Source organism: Streptococcus mitis B6, assembly GCF_000027165.1.
GTDB lineage: Bacteria > Bacillota > Bacilli > Lactobacillales > Streptococcaceae > Streptococcus > Streptococcus mitis_AR.
In genome coordinates, this window is the sequence record NC_013853.1 from 34,219 (window position 1) to 54,040 (window position 19,822).

The 19,822-nt window shown below is 40.0% G+C and carries 16 protein-coding genes and 1 pseudogene; 14 read left to right on the forward strand and 3 right to left on the reverse strand.

Going from position 1 to position 19,822, the window contains the following annotated elements; genetic code table 11:
- Positions 1 to 109 precede the first annotated feature (109 nt).
- The 5 genes and pseudogenes from SMI_RS11010 to SMI_RS10660 all read left to right on the forward strand — a co-directional run.
- The gene (locus SMI_RS11010) at positions 110 to 1,408 is read left to right on the forward strand and encodes an N-acetylmuramoyl-L-alanine amidase family protein (protein WP_000757037.1); all 1,299 of its coding nucleotides are present in this window, start codon (positions 110 to 112) and stop codon (positions 1,406 to 1,408) included.
- 341 nt (positions 1,409 to 1,749) lie between these two features.
- Positions 1,750 to 3,252: a hypothetical protein gene (locus tag SMI_RS10900; protein WP_000358451.1), complete on the forward strand. Its 1,503-nt coding sequence runs from the start codon at positions 1,750 to 1,752 to the stop codon at positions 3,250 to 3,252.
- 295 nt (positions 3,253 to 3,547) lie between these two features.
- Complete coding sequence (gene tnpB, locus SMI_RS00190; protein ID WP_000973424.1) at positions 3,548 to 3,898, forward strand: IS66 family insertion sequence element accessory protein TnpB; 351 nt, start codon at positions 3,548 to 3,550, stop codon at positions 3,896 to 3,898.
- A 64-nt stretch (positions 3,899 to 3,962) separates the two neighbouring features.
- The gene (locus tag SMI_RS00195; RefSeq protein WP_164925499.1) at positions 3,963 to 4,157 is read left to right on the forward strand and encodes a transposase; all 195 of its coding nucleotides are present in this window, start codon (positions 3,963 to 3,965) and stop codon (positions 4,155 to 4,157) included.
- Positions 4,141 to 5,556: pseudogene (locus SMI_RS10660) on the forward strand (IS66 family transposase); the annotation flags it as partial. The gene SMI_RS00195 and the pseudogene SMI_RS10660, both read left to right, overlap by 17 nt.
- 404 nt (positions 5,557 to 5,960) lie before the next feature.
- Here the strand turns inward: SMI_RS10660 and SMI_RS00210 are convergent.
- A complete protein-coding gene (locus SMI_RS00210) occupies positions 5,961 to 7,127 on the reverse strand; it encodes an IS30-like element ISSmi1 family transposase (RefSeq protein WP_000163002.1) in 1,167 nt (388 codons plus the stop codon).
- 203 nt (positions 7,128 to 7,330) lie between these two features.
- On the opposite strand from SMI_RS00210, the gene SMI_RS00215 reads away from it, so the two are divergent.
- The 3 genes from SMI_RS00215 (at position 7,331) to SMI_RS00225 (ending at position 10,482) form a co-directional block, all read left to right on the forward strand.
- The gene (locus tag SMI_RS00215) at positions 7,331 to 8,422 is read left to right on the forward strand and encodes an AAA family ATPase (RefSeq protein WP_012972414.1); all 1,092 of its coding nucleotides are present in this window, start codon (positions 7,331 to 7,333) and stop codon (positions 8,420 to 8,422) included.
- A gap of 261 nt (positions 8,423 to 8,683) precedes the next feature.
- Positions 8,684 to 9,160, forward strand: coding sequence for an RloB family protein (locus SMI_RS00220; protein ID WP_231840220.1), 477 nt, complete (start codon positions 8,684 to 8,686; stop codon positions 9,158 to 9,160).
- 274 nt (positions 9,161 to 9,434) lie between these two features.
- Positions 9,435 to 10,482 (forward strand): IS630 family transposase gene (locus SMI_RS00225; protein WP_164925501.1). Its coding sequence is split into 2 segments (ribosomal slippage): positions 9,435 to 9,931 and positions 9,930 to 10,482, totalling 1,050 coding nucleotides; the frame shifts between segments, so codons are not numbered across the junction.
- 16 nt (positions 10,483 to 10,498) lie between these two features.
- Here SMI_RS00225 and SMI_RS00230 read toward each other — a convergent pair.
- A complete protein-coding gene (locus tag SMI_RS00230; protein ID WP_000175244.1) occupies positions 10,499 to 11,374 on the reverse strand; it encodes an Rpn family recombination-promoting nuclease/putative transposase in 876 nt (291 codons plus the stop codon).
- Between the two features lie 147 nt (positions 11,375 to 11,521).
- Here SMI_RS00230 and polA point away from each other — a divergent pair, with 147 nt between their 5' ends.
- A complete protein-coding gene (polA, locus tag SMI_RS00235; protein WP_000358440.1) occupies positions 11,522 to 14,155 on the forward strand; it encodes a DNA polymerase I in 2,634 nt (877 codons plus the stop codon).
- Positions 14,156 to 14,237: 82 nt separating this feature from the next.
- Positions 14,238 to 14,675 (forward strand): CoA-binding protein, encoded by a 438-nt coding sequence (locus SMI_RS00240; protein WP_000076491.1) that lies wholly within the window; start codon positions 14,238 to 14,240, stop codon positions 14,673 to 14,675.
- 217 nt (positions 14,676 to 14,892) lie between these two features.
- Here the strand turns inward: SMI_RS00240 and SMI_RS00245 are convergent, their stop codons facing one another.
- Positions 14,893 to 15,903, reverse strand: a complete 1,011-nt coding sequence (locus SMI_RS00245) for a YeiH family protein (RefSeq protein WP_000009146.1) — start codon at positions 15,901 to 15,903, stop codon at positions 14,893 to 14,895.
- Between the two features lie 568 nt (positions 15,904 to 16,471).
- On the opposite strand from SMI_RS00245, the gene SMI_RS00250 reads away from it, so the two are divergent.
- From SMI_RS00250 to SMI_RS00265, 4 genes are read left to right on the forward strand one after another with little or no spacing between them, the layout of a single operon-like run.
- Entirely contained in the window at positions 16,472 to 17,641 is a 1,170-nt protein-coding gene (locus SMI_RS00250; protein WP_000366367.1) for a pyridoxal phosphate-dependent aminotransferase, read from the forward strand.
- A complete protein-coding gene (recO, locus tag SMI_RS00255; protein WP_000616155.1) occupies positions 17,638 to 18,408 on the forward strand; it encodes a DNA repair protein RecO in 771 nt (256 codons plus the stop codon). The genes SMI_RS00250 and recO overlap by 4 nt, the downstream gene beginning before the upstream one ends.
- The gene (plsX, locus tag SMI_RS00260) at positions 18,405 to 19,397 is read left to right on the forward strand and encodes a phosphate acyltransferase PlsX (RefSeq protein ID WP_000717437.1); all 993 of its coding nucleotides are present in this window, start codon (positions 18,405 to 18,407) and stop codon (positions 19,395 to 19,397) included. The genes recO and plsX overlap by 4 nt, the downstream gene beginning before the upstream one ends.
- Before the next feature lie 5 nt (positions 19,398 to 19,402).
- Complete coding sequence (locus tag SMI_RS00265; RefSeq protein ID WP_000136448.1) at positions 19,403 to 19,636, forward strand: acyl carrier protein; 234 nt, start codon at positions 19,403 to 19,405, stop codon at positions 19,634 to 19,636.
- Positions 19,637 to 19,822: the final 186 nt, after the last annotated feature.

Genomic DNA, 19,822 nt, shown 5'->3' on the forward strand with positions numbered 1-19,822 from the left:
TTAAAAAATTGAAGAAAACCCTTGACAAATCCTGCAAATATTTATATACTGTATGGTAGTAAGATAGTCTTACGAAAAAAATTTTAAAGAAAACAAAGGAGATAAAACGATGAAAAAAGTTTTATTGACAAGCGCAGTCGTACTCGCAGCATTTGGTGCTGTACAATCTGTTTCAGCAGCAGATGATTATGTAGATTATAATTCTATATTGGCTTCAATCAGAAGTGATAAAGCTAAAGCAGATGCTCAAGCAGTAGCACAACATATTTATGATGTTCAAGATCAACAATTAAGTATTCTTACACCTGCTTATAACCTTTATAAAGAAAAAGATGCAGCGTATAATACACTTTCTGCTCGTGTTAAAGAAGCATACTCTAATCTTGAAAAATTACAACAAGAAAAAATTCGTACTGCTGACTTGATTGGTGATGGAACAGCATTAGTACGCAAAGCTGATGAATTAAAATCAGCACGTACAGAAGCTGCACAACGTGAAGCTAAATTTACTGATGATGTAGAATCATATGAAAATGAAGTTAACACAGCTAAGCAAGCACGTGTTGACGCTGTCAAAGTAACAGCAGCAGCAGAAGCAGCTTTCCAAGCGGCTCTAACTTCAGGAGATGACACAGCAATTGCTCAAACTAGATCTAATCTTGCATTAGCAAAAGGACGTCAAAATGCTGCAGTTAAAGCAGAAAAAGAAGCAAACGAGAAATTAGCAAAAGCAGAAGCAGAACTCCAAAAAGCAGTATTTGATCAAGCACGTATTGAAGCAGCTCTTCAATATATGGATGCTTTGGAAACAGGTAATGATTACAAGATTACTCAAGCAGCCTACAATCTAGATAAGAAAATTGAAAACGCAAAAGAAACAATTTCTACTCTAGAATCTGAGGTAGAAGTAGCTCGCACAGATCGCGATAATGCATTGCTTGCACTTGAAAATGCAGAAAAGAGAGCAGCAGTAGAATATAAGAAAGTTGGTCTTACATATAGTCGTTCAATCTTAGAAGAAGCAGATGCAAAAGTAAATGCTGTTGAAACAGGTTGGAAAAATACTGATAAAGGTTGGATTTATATTGTAACTCCTAAAGGTGATAAAGCTACTGGTTGGAAACTAGTTGATGGTGCATGGTACTACTTTAACGCTGAAGGCGTAATGCAAAAATGGTGGATTAAAGATGGTAACACTTGGTACTATCTAAATGGTTCAGGTGAAATGCAAACTGGTTGGTTGCAAGACGGTGGTAAATGGTACTTCCTTGAAAACACTGGTGCAATGAAAACTAGTCAGTGGTTCCAAGTTAAAGATAAATGGTATCATGTTGATGCTTCAGGTGCATTGTCAGTAAATACTACTGTAGATGGCTACACTGTAAATGGAAACGGTGAATGGGTTTAATTTTATATAATTGAATCATGACAGGAGAGAAATCTCCTGTTTTTTGTGGCTCTATAATATTTGTAGTGGGTAAATCCCCTATGGATATTATGGGCTATTTTCTCCACTTTGGTTAGGCAAGTGGAAGTTGCTTTGAGAAGTTATACTCTTCGAAAATCAAATTCAAACCACGTCAGCTTCACCTTGCCGTACTCAAGTACAGCCTGCGGCTAGCTTCCTAGTTTGCACTTTGATTTTCATTGAGTATTACTTCATTTTTAAACGGAGGGTTATTTATTGAATTTAATAAAAGAAAATGGTAAAATAATGCTAAAAAGAGTATTAAAGGTGGTAGATATTTTATGGATAAGAAAAAACTTCTTACTGCTAGTTTAGCTAGTGTTGCTGTTCTAGGATTAGCGTTTGCTACATCTCAACCGTTAGTTGTAAAAGCTGAAGAAGAAACTACAGCTCAAAAAGACTTCTTAGCGAATTATGATAAGGCATTAGAAGAGGCAGTTAAAGCATTAGAAGCAGCTAAAACTAATAGTCCAGAAGAAGCAAAAGCAAAGGCTGATACAATTGCAGCGTTAAAAGCAGCATCAGATGCAACAAGAAAAGAAATCGTAGAAGGCTTTAAAAAAGGTTTAACTGTAGAAGCAGCTGAAAAATTAATCAATCAAGCGAATGAAAAAGCTGCAGAAGAAGATAAAGCAGCGGCAGCAAAAGAGAAAGCAGCTCAAGAAGAATTTTTAGCTAATTATGATCAAGCATTAAAAGATGCGATTGCAGAATTAGAAAAAGCTGATACAAAAAATGATCCAGAATTAGAAAAACAAAAGAAAGAAACAGTTGCTGCATTAAAAGCAGCGTCAGTTCAAACAAGATCCGAAATTGTAGAAGGCTTTAAACAAGGTTTAACTGCAAAACAAGCTGAAGGTTTAATTGATGAAGCTAATAAAAAAGCTGCAGAAGAAGATAAAGAGGCTGCAGCAAAAGAGGAAGCAGCTCAGGAAGAATTTTTAGCGAACTATGATGCAGCATTGAAAGCAGCAATCGCAGAATTAGAAAAAGCTGAAACTAATAGTCCAGAAGAAGCAAAAGCAAAAGCTGATACAATTGCCGCATTAAAAGCAGCATCAGATAAAACAAGAGCAGAAATTGTAGAAGGCTTTAAACAAGGTTTAACTGCGAAACAAGCTGAAAAATTTATCGATGAATTAAATAAGAAAGCTGCAGAAGAAGATAAAGCTAAAGAAAAACCGGCAGAAACTCCAGTCAAACCTTCTGTTCCTGCAAGACCAGCTAATCCTATATATGTCCCTTCATATGTTCCGTCATACAGCTCATATTCTGTAGTAGAACCAGCTAAACCAGCTTCTCCAAAAACCGGCTGGAAACAAGAAAACGGTATGTGGTATTTTTACAATACCGATGGTTCAATGGCAACAGGTTGGCTACAAAACAAGGGTTCATGGTACTACCTCAACAGCAATGGTTCAATGGCAACAGGTTGGCTTAAAGATGGTGATACATGGTACTACCTCAACAGCAATGGTGCAATGGCAACAGGTTGGCTTAAAGATGGTGATACATGGTACTATCTAAATGCAAACGGTGCAATGGCAACAGGTTGGCTTAAAGACGGTGGTACATGGTACTACCTCAACAGCAATGGTGCAATGGCAACAGGTTGGCTTAAAGATGGTGGTACATGGTACTACCTTGAAAACTCAGGTGCTATGAAAGCTAGCCAATGGTTTGAAGTTGGTGGTACATGGTACTATGTCGACGGTTCAGGTGCCCTTGCAGTAAATACTACTGTAAATGGTTACACTGTAAACGGAAACGGTGAATGGATTTAATATGAAAGAGAAGGACTTGTTACCTTCTCTTTTTGTATATATAATCGCGTGAGGGCTTTGTTGGCGCCTTTCTATGTGATATGACTTTTAGTCCGTCTCGCTTCTTACGTATTAGCTTCTCATTTATAGAGACTATCTATGTATCAATAGTTTATTACCTTAATTACAAGATAACTAAAGTAAGTCATAGTTTGTGTAATAATGATGTAAGCGCGTCATAACAAGGTATCTATCCCAATTCCCCAACTTCCGGTATACTAGATAAAAATAGTTATCGGAGGAAAGGTATTGTACTATGATGATTCAACTAAGCGATTTAGGTCAAGTTTACCTTGTTTGTGGTAAGACAGATATGAGGCAGGGAATAGACTCCTTAGCCTATGTGGTTAAAAGCCACTTTGAATTGGATCCTTTCTCAGGTCAAGTCTTTCTCTTTTGTGGTGGACGTAAAGCCCGCTTTAAAGCCCTTTACTGGGATGGTCAAGGATTCTGGTTACTTTACAAACGCTTTGAGAACGGTAAGTTGACTTGGCCAAGTACAGAAAAGGATGTCAAAGCTCTCACACCTGAACAAGTAGATTGGCTGATGAAGGGATTTTCTATCACTCCCAAAATAAATCCATCAGAAAGTCGTGATTTCTATTGAAATTAAGACTTTCTTTTTAGTATAATAAAGTTAGAAAATAAGGAGGAAAGTCTATGGGAGAAGATTGAAAATCATTCAACAACAGAGTGCTACAATTGATAGTCTCACCAATGAACTTGCCCTTCTGCGTGAACAAGTGGCTTATCTAACGCAAAAGCTCTATGGAAAATCCTCTGAGAAAAGTGTTTGCCCCTCTGGACAACTCAGTCTTTTTGAGGAGGAACAAAATTTGGAAGAAGACTCTGACTTACCCAGTTGAAAGAGAAGAAATCACCTACAAACGTAAGAAAGTTAAAGGGAAACGTCAATCTCTTCTTGCCCAATTTAATTCAGAAGAAGTTCATCATCGCTTAGAGGCCTGCATTTGCCCTGACTGTCAGGGAGAGCTAAAAGAAATTGGAGCGAGCCTTCAAGGACAAGAATTGGTCTTTATTCCTGCGCAATTAAAAAGAGTTGATCATATTCAACACGCTTACAAGTGCCAAGCATGCAGTAAGAATAATCCAAGTGATAAAATTGTAAAAGCTCCTGTCCCTAAAGCCCCTTTGGCGCATAGCCTTGGCTCAGCCTCTATTATCGCTCACACCATCCATCAGAAGTTTAATCTGAAGGTACCCAATTATCGCCAAGAAGAAGATTGGGCTAAGATGGGTTTACCAATCACACGTAAGGAAATTTCTAATTGGCATATCAAGACGAGTCACTATTATTTGGAGCCCCTTTATAATCTTTTACGAGAAAAGTTGTTAGAACAACCTCTTCTTCATGCGGATGAAACCTCTTATCGGGTTTTAGAGAGTGATAGCCATCTGACCTACTATTGGACCTTTTTGTCAGGGAAAACTGAGGAACAAGGCATCACTCTTTACCATCATGATCAGCGTCGGAGTGGTTCGGTAGTACAAGAATTCCTAGGAGATTATTCTGGATATGTGCATTGTGATATGTTGCGGCAGTAACTTAGGACTTTAGTCCTCTAGTTCTGCCTATGCGATAGCAGTCCAAGGTTTAGGAGCAAGGCGACGCTAAGCTTGGTAAACTGCGAACCGCTAGAAGCTTATCGTCAATTGGAAGAGGCTGAACTTGTTGGATGTTGGGCACATGTGAGAAGGAAGTTTTTTGAAGCGACCCCCAAGCAAGGAGATAACTCATCGTTAGGAGCTAAAGGTTTAGCTTATTGTGACCAGTTATTTGCCTTGGAAAGAGACTGGGAGACATTGCCAGCTGATGAACGACTACAGAAACGTCAAGAAAAGCTCCAGCCCTTAATGGAAGACTTCTTTGCTTGGTGCCGGCGCCAGTCAGTCTTAGCGGGTTCAAAACTAGGGAGGGCGATTGAATATAGCCTCAAATATGAAGAAACCTTTAAGACAATTTTGAAGGACGGACATCTCGTCCTTTCCAATAATCTAGCTGAACGCGCCATTAAATTCTTGGTTATGGGACGTAAAAATTGGTTGTTTTCTCAAAGTTTTGAAGGAGCTAAAGCAACAGCTATTATTATGAGCTTGTTGGAAACAGCTAAACGTCATCAATTAAATAGTGAGAAATATCTATCCTATCTTCTAGAATGTCTTCCAAACGAGGGAACTCTCGTTAACAAAGAGGTTTTAGAGGCTTATTTACCATGGACTAAAGTTGTACAAGAAAAGTGCAAATAAGAAATCTCCAGATTAGGAACTATCAGTGAGTTCTCTAGTCTGGAGATTTTTCAATATACTTCGTTATTGGACGGTTACATAATGATATTGCTTTGTAGATTTTTTTTGACAGATAAAGCCCCTTCCAAATAAGGTAACTTCTAAAACTAACTTCCAGTTTCCCACAACCTAGCTTTTAGTATGAGAAAAATGCGTGAAATCAGTGGAAATCCGTCTTAGACTAACTTCCACTGGTTTTCTTTTTCTTGATATATAAGGGTTCAAAAGCGAAAAGACTCAGAAAAAAGTGCACGACAAATAGCCCTAAAACAGAGTCGTCTTAGAGTAAATTCCAGTTGCTAGCGTTTAGTGTGAGACTTTTCGATGGTGATAAGATGTGTAGTTAGAGGGGAAAATTCCCTTTATTTCAATAAATCAGGTGATAAGTGTGTGTCTTCTGGTTTGACAAATTGGCAACCCAGAAGAGCAGCGATGTCCTCGCCAAAGGTGAAGGTGAAGACGTCGTAAGCAGATTTTCCTTGAAACTCTTCTCGTTTCAAGGAATTGACATGGGAAATGACTAGATTGACGTCTTTCTGAGTCAGCTGGTCAAAGGAAGTGCCCTTGGGAAGAATGGCTCGCAAAACCGTATGGTTCTTCTCAATCCGCCCCTTCTGGTCAGGACGGCTAGGGTCGCAGAAGTAGAGGTGAGACTTCCCATCAATGTCTCGCTCAAGCTCCTCCACATAGGCGAACTCAGATCCGTTGTCTGTGAGAATGACAGGGAACAGCTGATGGAACGCATACCCTCCGTCCATGACTCTTTCTTTCAAAGCTGCGAATTTAGTGGCGACTTCCAGAGCAGTCTTGTTGTCCAAAAGCAAGGCGAAGAGGAAATTACAGAAGGAAACGTTGAAGGTGAGCAGTAGCTTTCCACCAGGTCTGCCGATGACCGTGTCCATTTCCAACCATTTGAAGAAATCATCTGTTTCTCGTAACTCTTGGAAATCTTGATAGGTCCGCCCAATTTTCAGCTCTTTAGGAATAGCTACTTTTCTGGATTTTCTGCGTTCCTTGAACGTGACCATCCGAGGGAAATCAATGGGCTTGGCTGTCAGATAGCCCAGCTTGGCATGCCGATACACCGTAGCTTTCGACACAGGTAGGTTATGTGTCTGAATGATATGGTAGATGCTTTGTTTCTTCTGGATGCCTAGGGTTAAGATCTTGTCCATCTGATAAAAACTTTCCTTGTTTAGGGGAATGCCCTGTCTGGATTCCCTCAACATAGTCTCGTAATGCTCCTGTGCCTTTTTCGCGTAGTAAAGATAGCGGTTAAACCCACAATCCGTCCTCTTTTTTGGACAGTTGTTACAGACATAAGGAGCTTTTTTGAGAAGAGGGCAATCCGTGCAATCAGATTTGACGGATGTTGGATGCATGATGCGATTGCGCTTGATTTCCTTTGAAATCGTTGACGGGTCTTTCCCCATCTTCTCAGCGATGGAACGGAAAGTCTCCTGTTGGCTGATTCCAGTTTGGATGTCAATACGGTCTTCTAGAGTGAGATGTTTTTGTTTTTTCGTCATGAGGTACCTCCTCACGAAAAGTCTCAGACTTAATTCTAGCATAATTCATCGTCTGAGACTAACTTCCAGTTTTGGGAGAGAGATGGAAGTTACTTTGAGAAGTTACGCCCTTCCAAATAACGATAAAAAATATATTTTATAACGGAAAGACGTTGTTAAAATTAAGTTTTTGCTGTATAATTAGAATGAGAAGGAGGTAGATTATGTTAGTTGATTTCGAAGTAAAAAATTTTTTATCTTTTCAAAATAGTACAGTCTTATCTTTAGAAAAAGGAAAATATTTAAAAAAGTATTCTGAGTCTCATACATTAAATAGGGAAAATCTCTCTTTATTGAAAAATGTAAATATTTTTGGTTCTAATGGATCTGGTAAGAGTAATCTGATTACAGCATTAAGAGTCTTGGCTAACCTGATTCTACAACCTACAGATGATATTGAAGATTCTTTACCTTATATGCCATTTCGCTTAAATAAACAAAACAAATACGAAGATACTGAATTTTCAATTCGCTTAATTACGAATAAAAAGGTTTATCACTATCATATTTGTTATAATAGAAAAGAAGTGACTCTAGAGGAACTTTATTTTGTTACAGAAAATAATGACGAAAAATTATACTTTAAACGCACTACTTCTCCAAGTAATTCGGAACTACTTCCAGATAATTTAAAAAATCTACGACAATCAGTTAGGAAAAATAAACTGTTATTATTTGAGGGTCAAGATAAGAACGATGCTGAGTGTGTTGCCGTATTTAAATGGTTCCATACAAATTTGATTTTTGAACCTTTTCATAAACAATCATTTAAGTCAATTCAAGCTGACTCAGAAAAGAAAAATATATTCATTAAACTATTAAATTTAGCTGATTTTAATATTTTAGATATTGAAGTTATTGAAAAAATAGAATCAATTCCCGAAGAATTGAAAAAAATGATATCTATGGCAAATGTTGATGAAAACTTGCTATCAAAACCGTTTACCACTTTTGAAGTATATTCTATTTACAAAAAATATGATAAAGATGGGAAAGTAGTTGGTAAAGAAAAAATTTCATATGAGATGGAATCTTCTGGTACTCAAAAAATGATGGCGGTCGCATTGATATTGTTGGATAGTTTAGATAAAGACAGAGTCGTTGTTATGGATGAATTTGATGATTCATTCCATTATGAATCAATTTATTTTTACAACACACAATTTAAATTTATTAGATTCGAATTTGAGAGTAGATCAAATTTATATGACAGAAAAAGATTTCCTAGGGAAAACAGACTTATACTCTCTTTTTGATTTTAATGATATAAGAGGTGTGTCAAGAGGTGACATTTCTTTCCTTAAACGTTACCTAAATGGACAGTTTGGTGCTTTACCAGATATCGATATTGACGGAATGAATCAAATATTTAAGGAGTCTTAAATGGCTAGAGGAAGACAATCTAAAGGTAAACATCTAAGAAAATCTATTTACATCTTCACTGAAGGATACACTGAAAAAATTATTTTTCAATTTTAAACAAGAAGTATAACAGAACAGCAAGTGTAAAAGTAAGTATATATCCTACAAGTAAACAAGGTCGGAGTCTTCTAAATCATGCAATAGGGAAAATAAGAACTCTAAATAAGGCAGAAAGGAATAACCTCGGAGGAGTCTATATTATTTTTGACAAAGATAGTTTAAAAAATGACGAAATAGAAGGTGTGTTAAAAGACGCGAAAGATAATAAAATTGATATTGGTTTTTCAAATAGTTGTTTTGAAGTATGGTTGTTAGCTCATTTCGAAAAACCTAACCAATCGCATACAAAAGATAGGTTGTACACAAAATTAGAAGAACATCTAAATTGTGAACAGTATGAAAATCATCATAAAAATGATAAGGATTTATTAATGAAATTAGAAGATTTTGTGTCAATAGCCATGAAAAACACTTCTGCAATGGGCAGTTTAAATCAACAAACTATTGTTTATGAGCCGTATACTAACATAGGAACTATTATACAAAGCATTTACAATCAAGATGTTTACTAACTAATATAGTATCAATCAAAAAATACAAAAAAATAAAGATTATCCTTGATACATTTAAAAAATATTGATACAATAAATGTCTTTTTGTCAACTGTAGTGGGTTGAAGAAAAGCTAAGCTCGAGAAAGGACAAATTTCGTCCTTTCTTTTTTGTGGTATGGACTATAGTGAGAGTTCTATTGAAAGAAGAAAAAAGTGAACAAGACAATATTTCAGTCCTGTTCACTTTTATGTTATACTGGACTAAAATCAAAAAACATCTTATAATAGTAGTTATGAAACTTACAAACGAAGAAATACAAAAAATTGAACAACTCCTAAGAGATTCATCATACGCCAAATATCACAAACGTCTACAGATTATTTATTTTCGCTCAAAAGAAAAGAGTTATAAGGAAATCATGGAGCTGCTAGATTGCAATAAAACAACTGTTTGGAGGAATTTAAAAAAATATAAGGAGTTTGGTTTAGAAGCTCTTCTTCAAGAGACCCGTGGTGGACGTCATCGAGAATATATGACTTACGAAGAAGAACAAGCATTTCTAAAACGTCATATAGAAGCTGCTCGAGCTGGGGAATTTGTAACTGTCAATCAGTTATTTGAAGCCTATCAACAAGAGATTGGTCGCACTTCTACACGTGATGGTTTTTATTATCTCTTGAAACGCCATGGTTGGCGAACGGTCACTCCTCGACCTGAACATCCCAAGAAGGCAGACGCTCAGACAATTGAGACGTCTAAAAATAAAATCTACATTCGAGACCTTAAGTAAGCGCTTTAAAGGGGAGGGAACTTATAACAAAGTACGCTTGATGTACCAAGATGAAGCTGGTTTCGGAAGAATCAGTAAGATGAGTTCTTGTTGGGCTCCTAAAGGAAGCCGACCTAGCATTCCTAGCCATTATATGCGAGAATATCGCTATTGTTATGGGGCAGTAGATGCTCAGACAGGAGATTCCTTTTTCCTCATTGCTGGAGGATGCAATACTGAGTGGACGAATGAATTTCTACGGCAAGTCTCACAAGCTTATCCAGATGACTATATGTTACTTGTCATGGATAATGCTATATGGCATAAATCAAATACCTTAGAGATTCCAAGTAATATTGAGTTAGCTTTTATTCCACCTTATACACCAGAAATGAACACTATTGAACAAGTCTGGAAAGAAATTCGAAAACGAGGTTTTAAAAATAAGGCTTTCCAAACATTGGAAGCCGTCATTGATAAGCTTCAAGAAGTTATTCAAGGACTGGAAAAAAGCGTTTTAAAGTCCACTGTCGGCAGACAATGGACAAGGTTGCTTTTTGAAAATAATTGAGTATTAATTTATAAACTTACAACAGCGCCTCAAACTCAGCGACGGTCATTCCCAATTGATGGCTGGCAACCTCAGGTGTCAGAAGACCTTGACGGACGAGATTTACTAAACCTACTTTTAATCCCTCTTCAATACCTTCCGCCCTAGCTGTTTCCAAGGCATAGTCCTGTGCTAACAAGGCTTGTTCTTCTCGCATACGTAGTTGACTAAACATCTTCCTGTCCTCCTCGGACCAGCTCTTGTAGTCCAGCAGTTGGTCTGCTTGGCTGATGGCTCGCTCGGGTTGTTGGGTAAAGGGCTTGTTCCCAAAAAACTCCAACCACGGTTTGCGAACCTCGTCTTTGCTGGTTTCTCTGTATTTTTTTAATTCCAAGAATGCCATCTTGACTAGATGGTTTTCTTGTCCATTGTTTGTAATGGTTAAGACTTCACCCGTCGTATCTTCTCGCATGCTAAAACTGTGGAAAGCTAGATCATCTTGGAAATAATTACTATCCACAATAGCTATTGCGTAAACAGGTGCGATATGCTTGTAGCTCTGGTGAGTATCACCTTCTCGTTGGCGAATTTTTTCGAGGTTTTGATTGACCTGACTGCACAGGTAAGCCCACAGGCGATTGATGAAAAAATTCTGATGATGTACCTGAATTTCAATGATTACTTGGGTTCCATTATCTAGTTCAGCTAAAACATCTATACTAGTGTAAAAATCCTGCGCTGAGTACGGCAGGGAAGGCAAGACGTGAATGTTACTTCCCTCCAAAATGGTTACATTTTTGGCTGGTAAATCCAACATATCGCGAATAAATTGACAAGTGATTTCTGGATTGCTGAAAATTTTCTTAGCAACCAAGTCATTGGTTGGGCTGATGCCCGGATGACGTAAAGTCATATTCTTTCTCCTTTCATTATAGCACATTTTTAAATCTAGGTTTACTAAATTCTCTGGCTCTATCTATTTATTCGGAAAAAGTTTGAAAAATACTTGTTCTAGCTCTTCCCAATGGTATTTTTCCCTGCTTTCCTTTATAATGGGTGTATGGATAAGAAAAAATTATTATTGATTGATGGGTCTTCTGTTGCTTTTCGGGCGTTTTTTGCACTCTATCAGCAGTTGGACCGTTTTAAGAATGCGGCTGGTTTGCATACCAATGCGATTTATGGTTTCCAGTTGATGTTGAGTCATTTGTTGGAGCGGGTTGAGCCTAGTCATATTTTAGTAGCCTTTGATGCGGGAAAGACGACTTTCCGGACAGAGATGTATGCGGACTATAAGGGTGGTCGGGCCAAGACTCCTGATGAGTTTCGTGAGCAATTTCCCTTTATTCGTGAGTTGCTGGATCATATGGGGATTCGTCATTATGAGTTGGCTCAGTATGAGGCGGATGACATCATTGGGACACTGGATAAACTAGCAGAGCAGGATGGTTTTGATATTACCATTGTCAGTGGGGACAAGGATTTGATTCAGCTGACGGATGAGCATACGGTGGTTGAGATTTCCAAGAAAGGTGTGGCTGAGTTTGAGGCCTTTACGCCAGAATATCTTATGGAAAAGCTGGGCATTACACCGACGCAGTTTATCGATCTCAAGGCGCTTATGGGTGATAAGTCGGATAATATCCCTGGGGTGACCAAAATCGGTGAAAAGACGGGTATCAAGCTCTTGCTGGAGCATGGTTCGCTTGAGGGAATTTATGAAAATATTGATGGGATGAAGGCTTCTAAGATGAAGGACAATCTCATCAATGATAAGGAACAGGCTTTTTTGTCTAAAACACTAGCGACCATTGATACCAAGGCACCGATTGAGATTGGTTTGGAGGACTTGGTCTATAGTGGTCCAGATGTGGAAAATCTTGGGAAATTCTACGATGAGATGGGCTTCAAACAGCTCAAGCAAGCTTTAAATGTGTCGTCAGCTGATGTGACTGAGAGTTTGGATTTTACTATTGTTGACCAAATCAGTCAAGATATGCTGAGTGAAGAGTCTATCTTCCATTTTGAGCTTTTTGGTGAGAATTACCATACGGATGATTTGGTTGGTTTTGCTTGGTCTTGTGGGGATAAGCTTTATGCTACAGACAAGCTTGAGCTGTTGCAAGAGCCTATTTTCAAGGATTTCCTAGAAAAAACACCTCTGAGAGTTTATGATTTTAAAAAGGCCAAAGTTCTTTTGAATCGTTTTGGTGTGGATTTGCAGGCGCCTGCTTTTGACAGCCGTTTGGCTAAATACCTCCTTTCGACTGTGGAGGACAATGAAATTGCGACCATCGCTAGTCTTTATGGTCAGACTTATTTGGTTGATGATGAGACCTTCTATGGTAAGGGAGTCAAGAAGGCCATTCCTGAACGCGAGAAATTCTTGGAGCATTTAGCTCGTAAGCTTGCTGTTTTGGTTGAAACAGAGCCTATTTTACTTGAAAAACTCAGCGAAAATGGGCAATTAGAGCTTCTTTATGATATGGAACAACCTTTGGCTTTTGTCCTTGCTAAGATGGAAATTGCTGGTATTACGGTCAAGAAAGAGACCTTGCTTGAGATGCAGGCTGAAAATGAGCTTGTCATTGAAAAACTCACTCAAGAGATTTACGAACTGGCTGGTGAGGAGTTTAATATCAACTCGCCTAAGCAGTTGGGGGTACTTCTCTTTGAAAAATTGGCTCTTCCTCTAGAATACACTAAGAAAACCAAGACAGGTTATTCGACAGCCGTGGATGTCTTGGAGCGCCTGGCTCCTATTGCGCCGATTGTTAAGAAAATCCTAGACTATCGTCAGATTGCTAAGATTCAATCTACTTATGTAATTGGCTTGCAGGACTGGATTTTGGCTGATGGCAAGATTCATACTCGTTATGTGCAGGATTTGACCCAGACTGGGCGTCTGTCTAGTGTGGATCCAAACTTGCAAAATATTCCTGCTCGATTGGAACAAGGGCGCTTGATTCGGAAGGCTTTTGTTCCAGAGTGGGAGAATAGTGTCCTTCTCAGCTCGGACTACTCACAGATTGAATTGCGCGTTTTGGCGCATATTTCTAAGGATGAGCACTTGATTAAGGCCTTCCAAGAGGGGGCAGATATCCATACTTCGACAGCCATGCGGGTCTTTGGCATTGAACGTCCTGAGGATGTGACTGCAAACGACCGTCGCAATGCCAAGGCGGTCAACTTTGGAGTGGTTTACGGGATTTCAGACTTTGGTTTGTCTAATAATCTGGGCATTAGCCGTAAGGAGGCCAAAGCCTACATTGATACCTACTTTGAACGCTTCCCAGGTATTAAAAACTACATGGATGAAGTGGTGCGTGAGGCGCGTGATAAGGGCTATGTAGAGACACTTTTCAAGCGTCGTCGTGAGTTGCCAGATATCAATTCGCGCAACTTTAATATTCGTGGTTTCGCAGAGCGGACAGCTATCAACTCTCCTATCCAGGGTTCGGCAGCAGATATTCTCAAGATTGCCATGATCCAGTTAGATAAAGCCTTAGTTGCAGGTGGTTATCAGACTAAGATGCTTCTGCAAGTGCACGATGAAATCGTCCTTGAAGTTCCTAAATCTGAATTGGCAGAGATGAAAAAATTGGTGAAACAAACCATGGAAGAAGCCATTCAACTCAGTGTTCCCCTCATCGCAGATGAGAATGAGGGAGCAACCTGGTACGAGGCTAAATAAAAAGGGGCTAGTCCTCCTTTTTTGTAGTAGAATTATGCAAGCCTTTTCAATTGTGCTATACTGATGAAAAAGGAGGATTTCTATGAGTCAAGAATTTATCAATCCAAGTGATGGCGTGATTCGTCAGTATCTCGCAACGAGTAAAACCCTTGCTGTGGTGGGCTTGTCTGACCGTGAGGAAACAACTAGCAATCGAGTGACCAAGGAAATGCAGGCTCGGGGTTATAAAATCATCCCAGTCAATCCCAAGGTGGCAGGTGGCGAAATATTGGGTGAAAAGGCTTATGCAAGCCTCGCTGAGATTCCTTTTCCTGTAGATATTGTCAATGTTTACCGTCGCAGTGAGTTTTTGCCAGATGTGGCGCGTGATTTTCTCAAGGCTGATGCTAGGATTTTTTGGGCACAGCTAGGACTTGAAAGTCTAGAAGCGGAAGAAATCTTGCGTGCTGGTGGATGTGATGATATCGTGATGAATCGCTGTATCAAGAGAGAACATACACGCTTGATTGAGGAAGTATAAAAAAGGTAGCTGGTGGGCTACCTTTTGTGTTATACTCAATAAAAATCAAAGAGCAAACTAGCCGCAGGCTGCTCAAAACACAGTTTTGAGGTTGTGGATAGAACTGACGAAGTCAGCTCAAAGCACTGCTTTGAGGTTGTAGATAAGACTGACGAAGTCAGTCACATATATATAGCAAGGCGACGTTGACGTGGTTTGAAGAGATTTTCGAAGAGTGTTAGAAAATGTCGATAAGGGTCTGCATACCAAGGCTGGTGAGGATGATGGCAATCCAGCAGATGGCTCCGAGAATAATGGATTTTCCGCTGGATTTGACCATAGCGACCAGATTGGTTTTGAGACCGATAGCACTCATGGCCATGATAATGAGGAATTTGGAAAGTTGTTTGAGAGGGGTAAAGAAACTACTGGATATCCCGAGAGAGGTCAGGAGGGTAGTTAGAAGAGATGCGAGGATAAAGTAAAGGATAAAAAGTGGGAAGACTTTTTTCAGTTGCAGGTCTTGCTTATTTTTTTGTTGGCGACTTTGCCAGTAGGAGAGAAAGAGAGTGATGGGGATGATAGCTAGGGTGCGCGTGAGTTTGACAATGGTTGCGGATTCGAGGGTATTGGTCTGGTAGAGACTGTCCCAGGCGCTGGCTGTGGCTGTTACAGAGGAAGTATCATTGACCGCAGTTCCTGCAAAGAGGGCGAAGCCTTCATTGGATAGATGAAGCCAGGTTCCTAGAGTTGGAAAGATGAGCGCAGCCAAGACATTGAAGAAAAAGATAACGGAGATGGCTTGGGCTACTTCCTTTTCCTTGGCATGGATAACGGGCGCTGTCGCTGCAATGGCAGAGCCACCACAGATAGAAGAACCTACTCCAACCAAGGTAGCCAGTTTTGTGTCCAGTGCAAAGAAACGCTGGAAGAAGTAGGCAATAATAAGAGCTATTGAGATAGTGGACAGGATGACAGGGAGCGAAGATTGGCCAACTGCGAAGACCTGCGAGATATTGAGACCAAAACCAAGCAAGACAACGGCATATTGGAGCAATTTTTTAGAACTAAAGGTCAACCCCGCATCCAGTTGTTTATAGGACGAGAGAAAGGGATGTAGGAGCATGCCTATGAAAATGGCAAAAACGGGCGCGCCAATAACAGGGAAGAATCCTCCTAAGCACCAAGATACGATAGAAATGAGAAGGCAGGCCAAGATACCTGCTCCATTTTTTGATAGAAATGACATAAAAACCTCCAAATAAAATCTTTTACCATTGTAGACATAAAAACAGGAAAAGTCAAATAGAAAGTGGAGCTAACAATTATTTGACAAGTAGCGCTAATCATGTGATAATAATCTTACAAGAACTGTAACGAAGTCTTGGCAAAAACAAAAATACCAGAGCTCCACCTCTGGTATTTCTTTTTGTCCAGTTACATTAAAACTAAACTCAGGTTATATTTTTGTCGCGCTTATCTAACCACTTTCTGACTATTCACTCAGAAATGACATTACCGGTAATAGTAATCAGTAACGGTGCTAGAATAGTTGTAACGAAGATTATCAAAACCTCAATACTCGTTGAAAATCTCATGATACGTTGTCATCTTCGGCTTACCTAACTTTAGTTATGCTTTCACCTCGATTCCTAGTCTCATGAGATTTTCATTGAGTATTCTAAAAACATAGTATTGCAATGAATTTAAATTAACATACTTCAATTTGTCATGCTAGCGTTATTCTATCATGTATTTTTGCGGTCGGGGGGCTTTTGTAGTATAATAGAGATACGTTTTTACAGTAGGAGGTATCTATGGATTTAACTAAGCGCTTTAATAAACAGTTAGATAAGATTCAAGTTTCGTTGATTCGTCAGTTTGATCAGGCTATTTCTGAGATTCCTGGGGTCTTGCGTTTGACCTTGGGGGAACCTGATTTTACAACGCCAGATCATGTCAAGGAGGCGGCCAAGCGAGCGATTGATCAGAATCAATCCTACTATACAGGGATGAGTGGTCTGCTGACTCTACGTCAGGCGGCCAGTAACTTTGTTAAGGAAAAGTACCAACTGGACTATGCTCCTGAAAATGAAATCTTGGTTACAATTGGGGCGACAGAGGCTTTATCTGCTACTTTGACGGCTATTTTGGAAGAGGGAGACAAGGTGCTCTTGCCAGCTCCTGCTTATCCAGGCTATGAACCGATTGTCAATCTAGTTGGGGCAGAGGTTGTCGAGATTGATACGACTGAAAATGGTTTTGTCTTGACTCCTGAGATGTTGGAGAAAGCTATTTTGGAGCAGGGTGATAAGCTCAAGGCGGTTATTCTCAATTATCCAGCTAATCCGACAGGAATTACCTATAGTCGGGAGCAGTTGGAAGCCTTGGCAGCTGTTTTACGCAAGTACGAAATTTTTGTTGTCTGTGATGAGGTTTACTCAGAATTGACCTATACAGGCGAAGCCCATGTGTCTCTGGGAACCATGTTGAGAGATCAGGCTATTATTATCAATGGTTTGTCTAAATCGCATGCCATGACAGGTTGGCGTTTGGGCTTGATTTTCGCTCCTGTGGTCTTCACAGCCCAGTTAATCAAGAGTCACCAGTACTTGGTCACTGCCGCAAATACTATGGCTCAACATGCTGCGGTGGAAGCCTTGACGGCTGGTAAAAACGATGCGGAGCCTATGAAGAAGGAATACATCCAGCGTCGGGACTATATTATCGAGAAAATGACTGCTCTTGGTTTTGAAATTATCAAACCAGACGGTGCCTTCTATATATTTGCTAAGATTCCAGCGGGTTACAATCAAGACTCCTTTGCTTTTCTGAAGGATTTTGCTCAGAAGAAGGCCGTTGCCTTTATCCCTGGTGCTGCCTTTGGGCGTTATGGAGAAGGCTATGTGCGTCTGTCATATGCGGCCAGCATGGAGACTATCAAAGAAGCTATGAAACGACTTGAGGAGTACATGAGAGAAGCATGATTCAGTCTATCACGAGTCAAGGCTTGGTGCTCTACAATCGCAATTTTCGTGAGGATGACAAGCTCGTCAAGATTTTTACAGAGCAGGCTGGTAAGCGCATGTTTTTCGTCAAACACGTTGGTCAGTCCAAACTGGCGCCGGTTATTCAGCCTTTGGTGCTGGCTCGATTTCTCTTGCGAATCAATGATGATGGGCTTAGCTACATCGAGGACTATCATGAGGTTATGACCTTTCCCAAGATTAATAGTGACCTCTTTGTCATGGCCTATGCGACCTATGTAGCGGCTCTTGCAGATGCTAGTTTGCAGGACAATCAGCAGGATGCTTCCTTGTTTGCTTTTTTGCAAAAGACTTTGGAGTTGATGGAAGCTGGCTTGGATTATCAGGTTTTGACCAATATTTTTGAAATTCAAATCTTGACCAGATTTGGAATCAGCCTCAATTTTAATGAGTGTGTCTTTTGCCATCGGATCGGTCAGGCTTTTGACTTTTCTTTCAAATATGGAGCCTGCCTCTGTCCAGAGCATTATCATGAGGATGAGAGACGTTGCCATCTCAATCCCAATATCCCTTATCTGCTCAATCAATTTCAAGCCATTGATTTTGAGACCTTGGAGACCATTTCGCTCAAGCCTGAAATCAAGCAAGAGCTACGCCAATTTATGGATCAACTCTACGAAGAGTACGTTGGGATTCACCTAAAATCAAAGAAATTTATTGATTCCCTATCAGACTGGGGACAATTACTAAAAGAGGAAAAGAAATGAAAAAAATCGCAGTAGATGCCATGGGAGGCGATTACGCACCTCAGGCCATCGTTGAGGGTGTCAATCAAGCCCTTGCTGACTTTTCAGATATTGAAGTTCAACTCTACGGAGATGAGGCTAAAATCAAGCAATATCTGACAGCGACAGAGCGCGTCAGCATTATCCATACGGATGAGAAGATTGATTCAGACGATGAACCTACGAGAGCTATTCGGAAGAAGAAAAATGCCAGTATGGTCTTGGCGGCCAAGGCTGTCAAAGAGGGAGAGGCAGACGCCGTTCTCTCAGCTGGGAATACAGGTGCTTTACTAGCAGCAGGATTTTTCATCGTAGGTCGTATCAAGAATATCGACCGTCCTGGACTCATGTCAACCCTACCAACTACAGATGGAAAAGGCTTTGACATGCTGGACCTCGGTGCCAATGCGGAAAATACAGCCCAGCACCTCCATCAATATGCGGTTCTAGGTTCCTTCTATGCTAAAAATGTTCGTGGCATTGCGCAACCACGCGTTGGCTTGCTCAATAACGGAACAGAGAGTAGTAAGGGCGACCCGCTTCGTAAGGAAACTTACGAATTACTAGCAGCTGATGATAGTTTGAACTTTATCGGAAACGTGGAAGCGCGTGATTTGATGAATGGCGTTGCAGATGTTGTTGTGGCAGATGGTTTCACGGGAAACGCTGTGCTCAAATCCATCGAAGGGACAGCTATGGGAATCATGGGCTTGCTCAAGACCGCTATTACAGGTGGTGGTCTTCGAGCGAAACTAGGTGCCCTCCTTCTCAAGGACAGCCTCAGAGGTTTGAAAAAGCAGCTCAACTACTCAGATGTTGGTGGAGCGGTCTTGTTTGGTGTTAAGGCACCTGTTGTCAAAACTCATGGCTCAAGTGATGCCAAGGCTGTTTATAGTACGATTCGCCAGATTCGTACCATGCTAGAGACAGACGTAGTTGCCCAGACTGCGCGTGAATTTTCAGGAGAATAAAAGAGATGACAGAAAAAGAAATTTTTGACCGTATTGTGACCATTATCCAAGAGCGACAGGGAGAGGACTTTGTCGTGACAGAATCCTTGAGTCTGAAAGACGATTTGGATGCTGACTCAGTTGACTTAATGGAGTTTATCTTGACGCTGGAAGATGAATTTAGTATCGAAATCAGCGATGAGGAAATTGACCAACTGCAAAGTGTAGGAGATGTGGTTAAAATCATTCAAGCAAAATAAAGATAAGAAGTTCCAAGGCATTTGCTTTGGAATTTTTCTTTGGTTCAAGTGACCGTTTAGGAACAGATTTAGTCTTTCTAGGGACAGGAGAGATATGAAAACAAATAAAGGATATAATGGAGTCAGAAAAATCAATCTCCAAAAAGGAGATAAGAAATGAAGATCAAATGAAAAAATAAATGGATT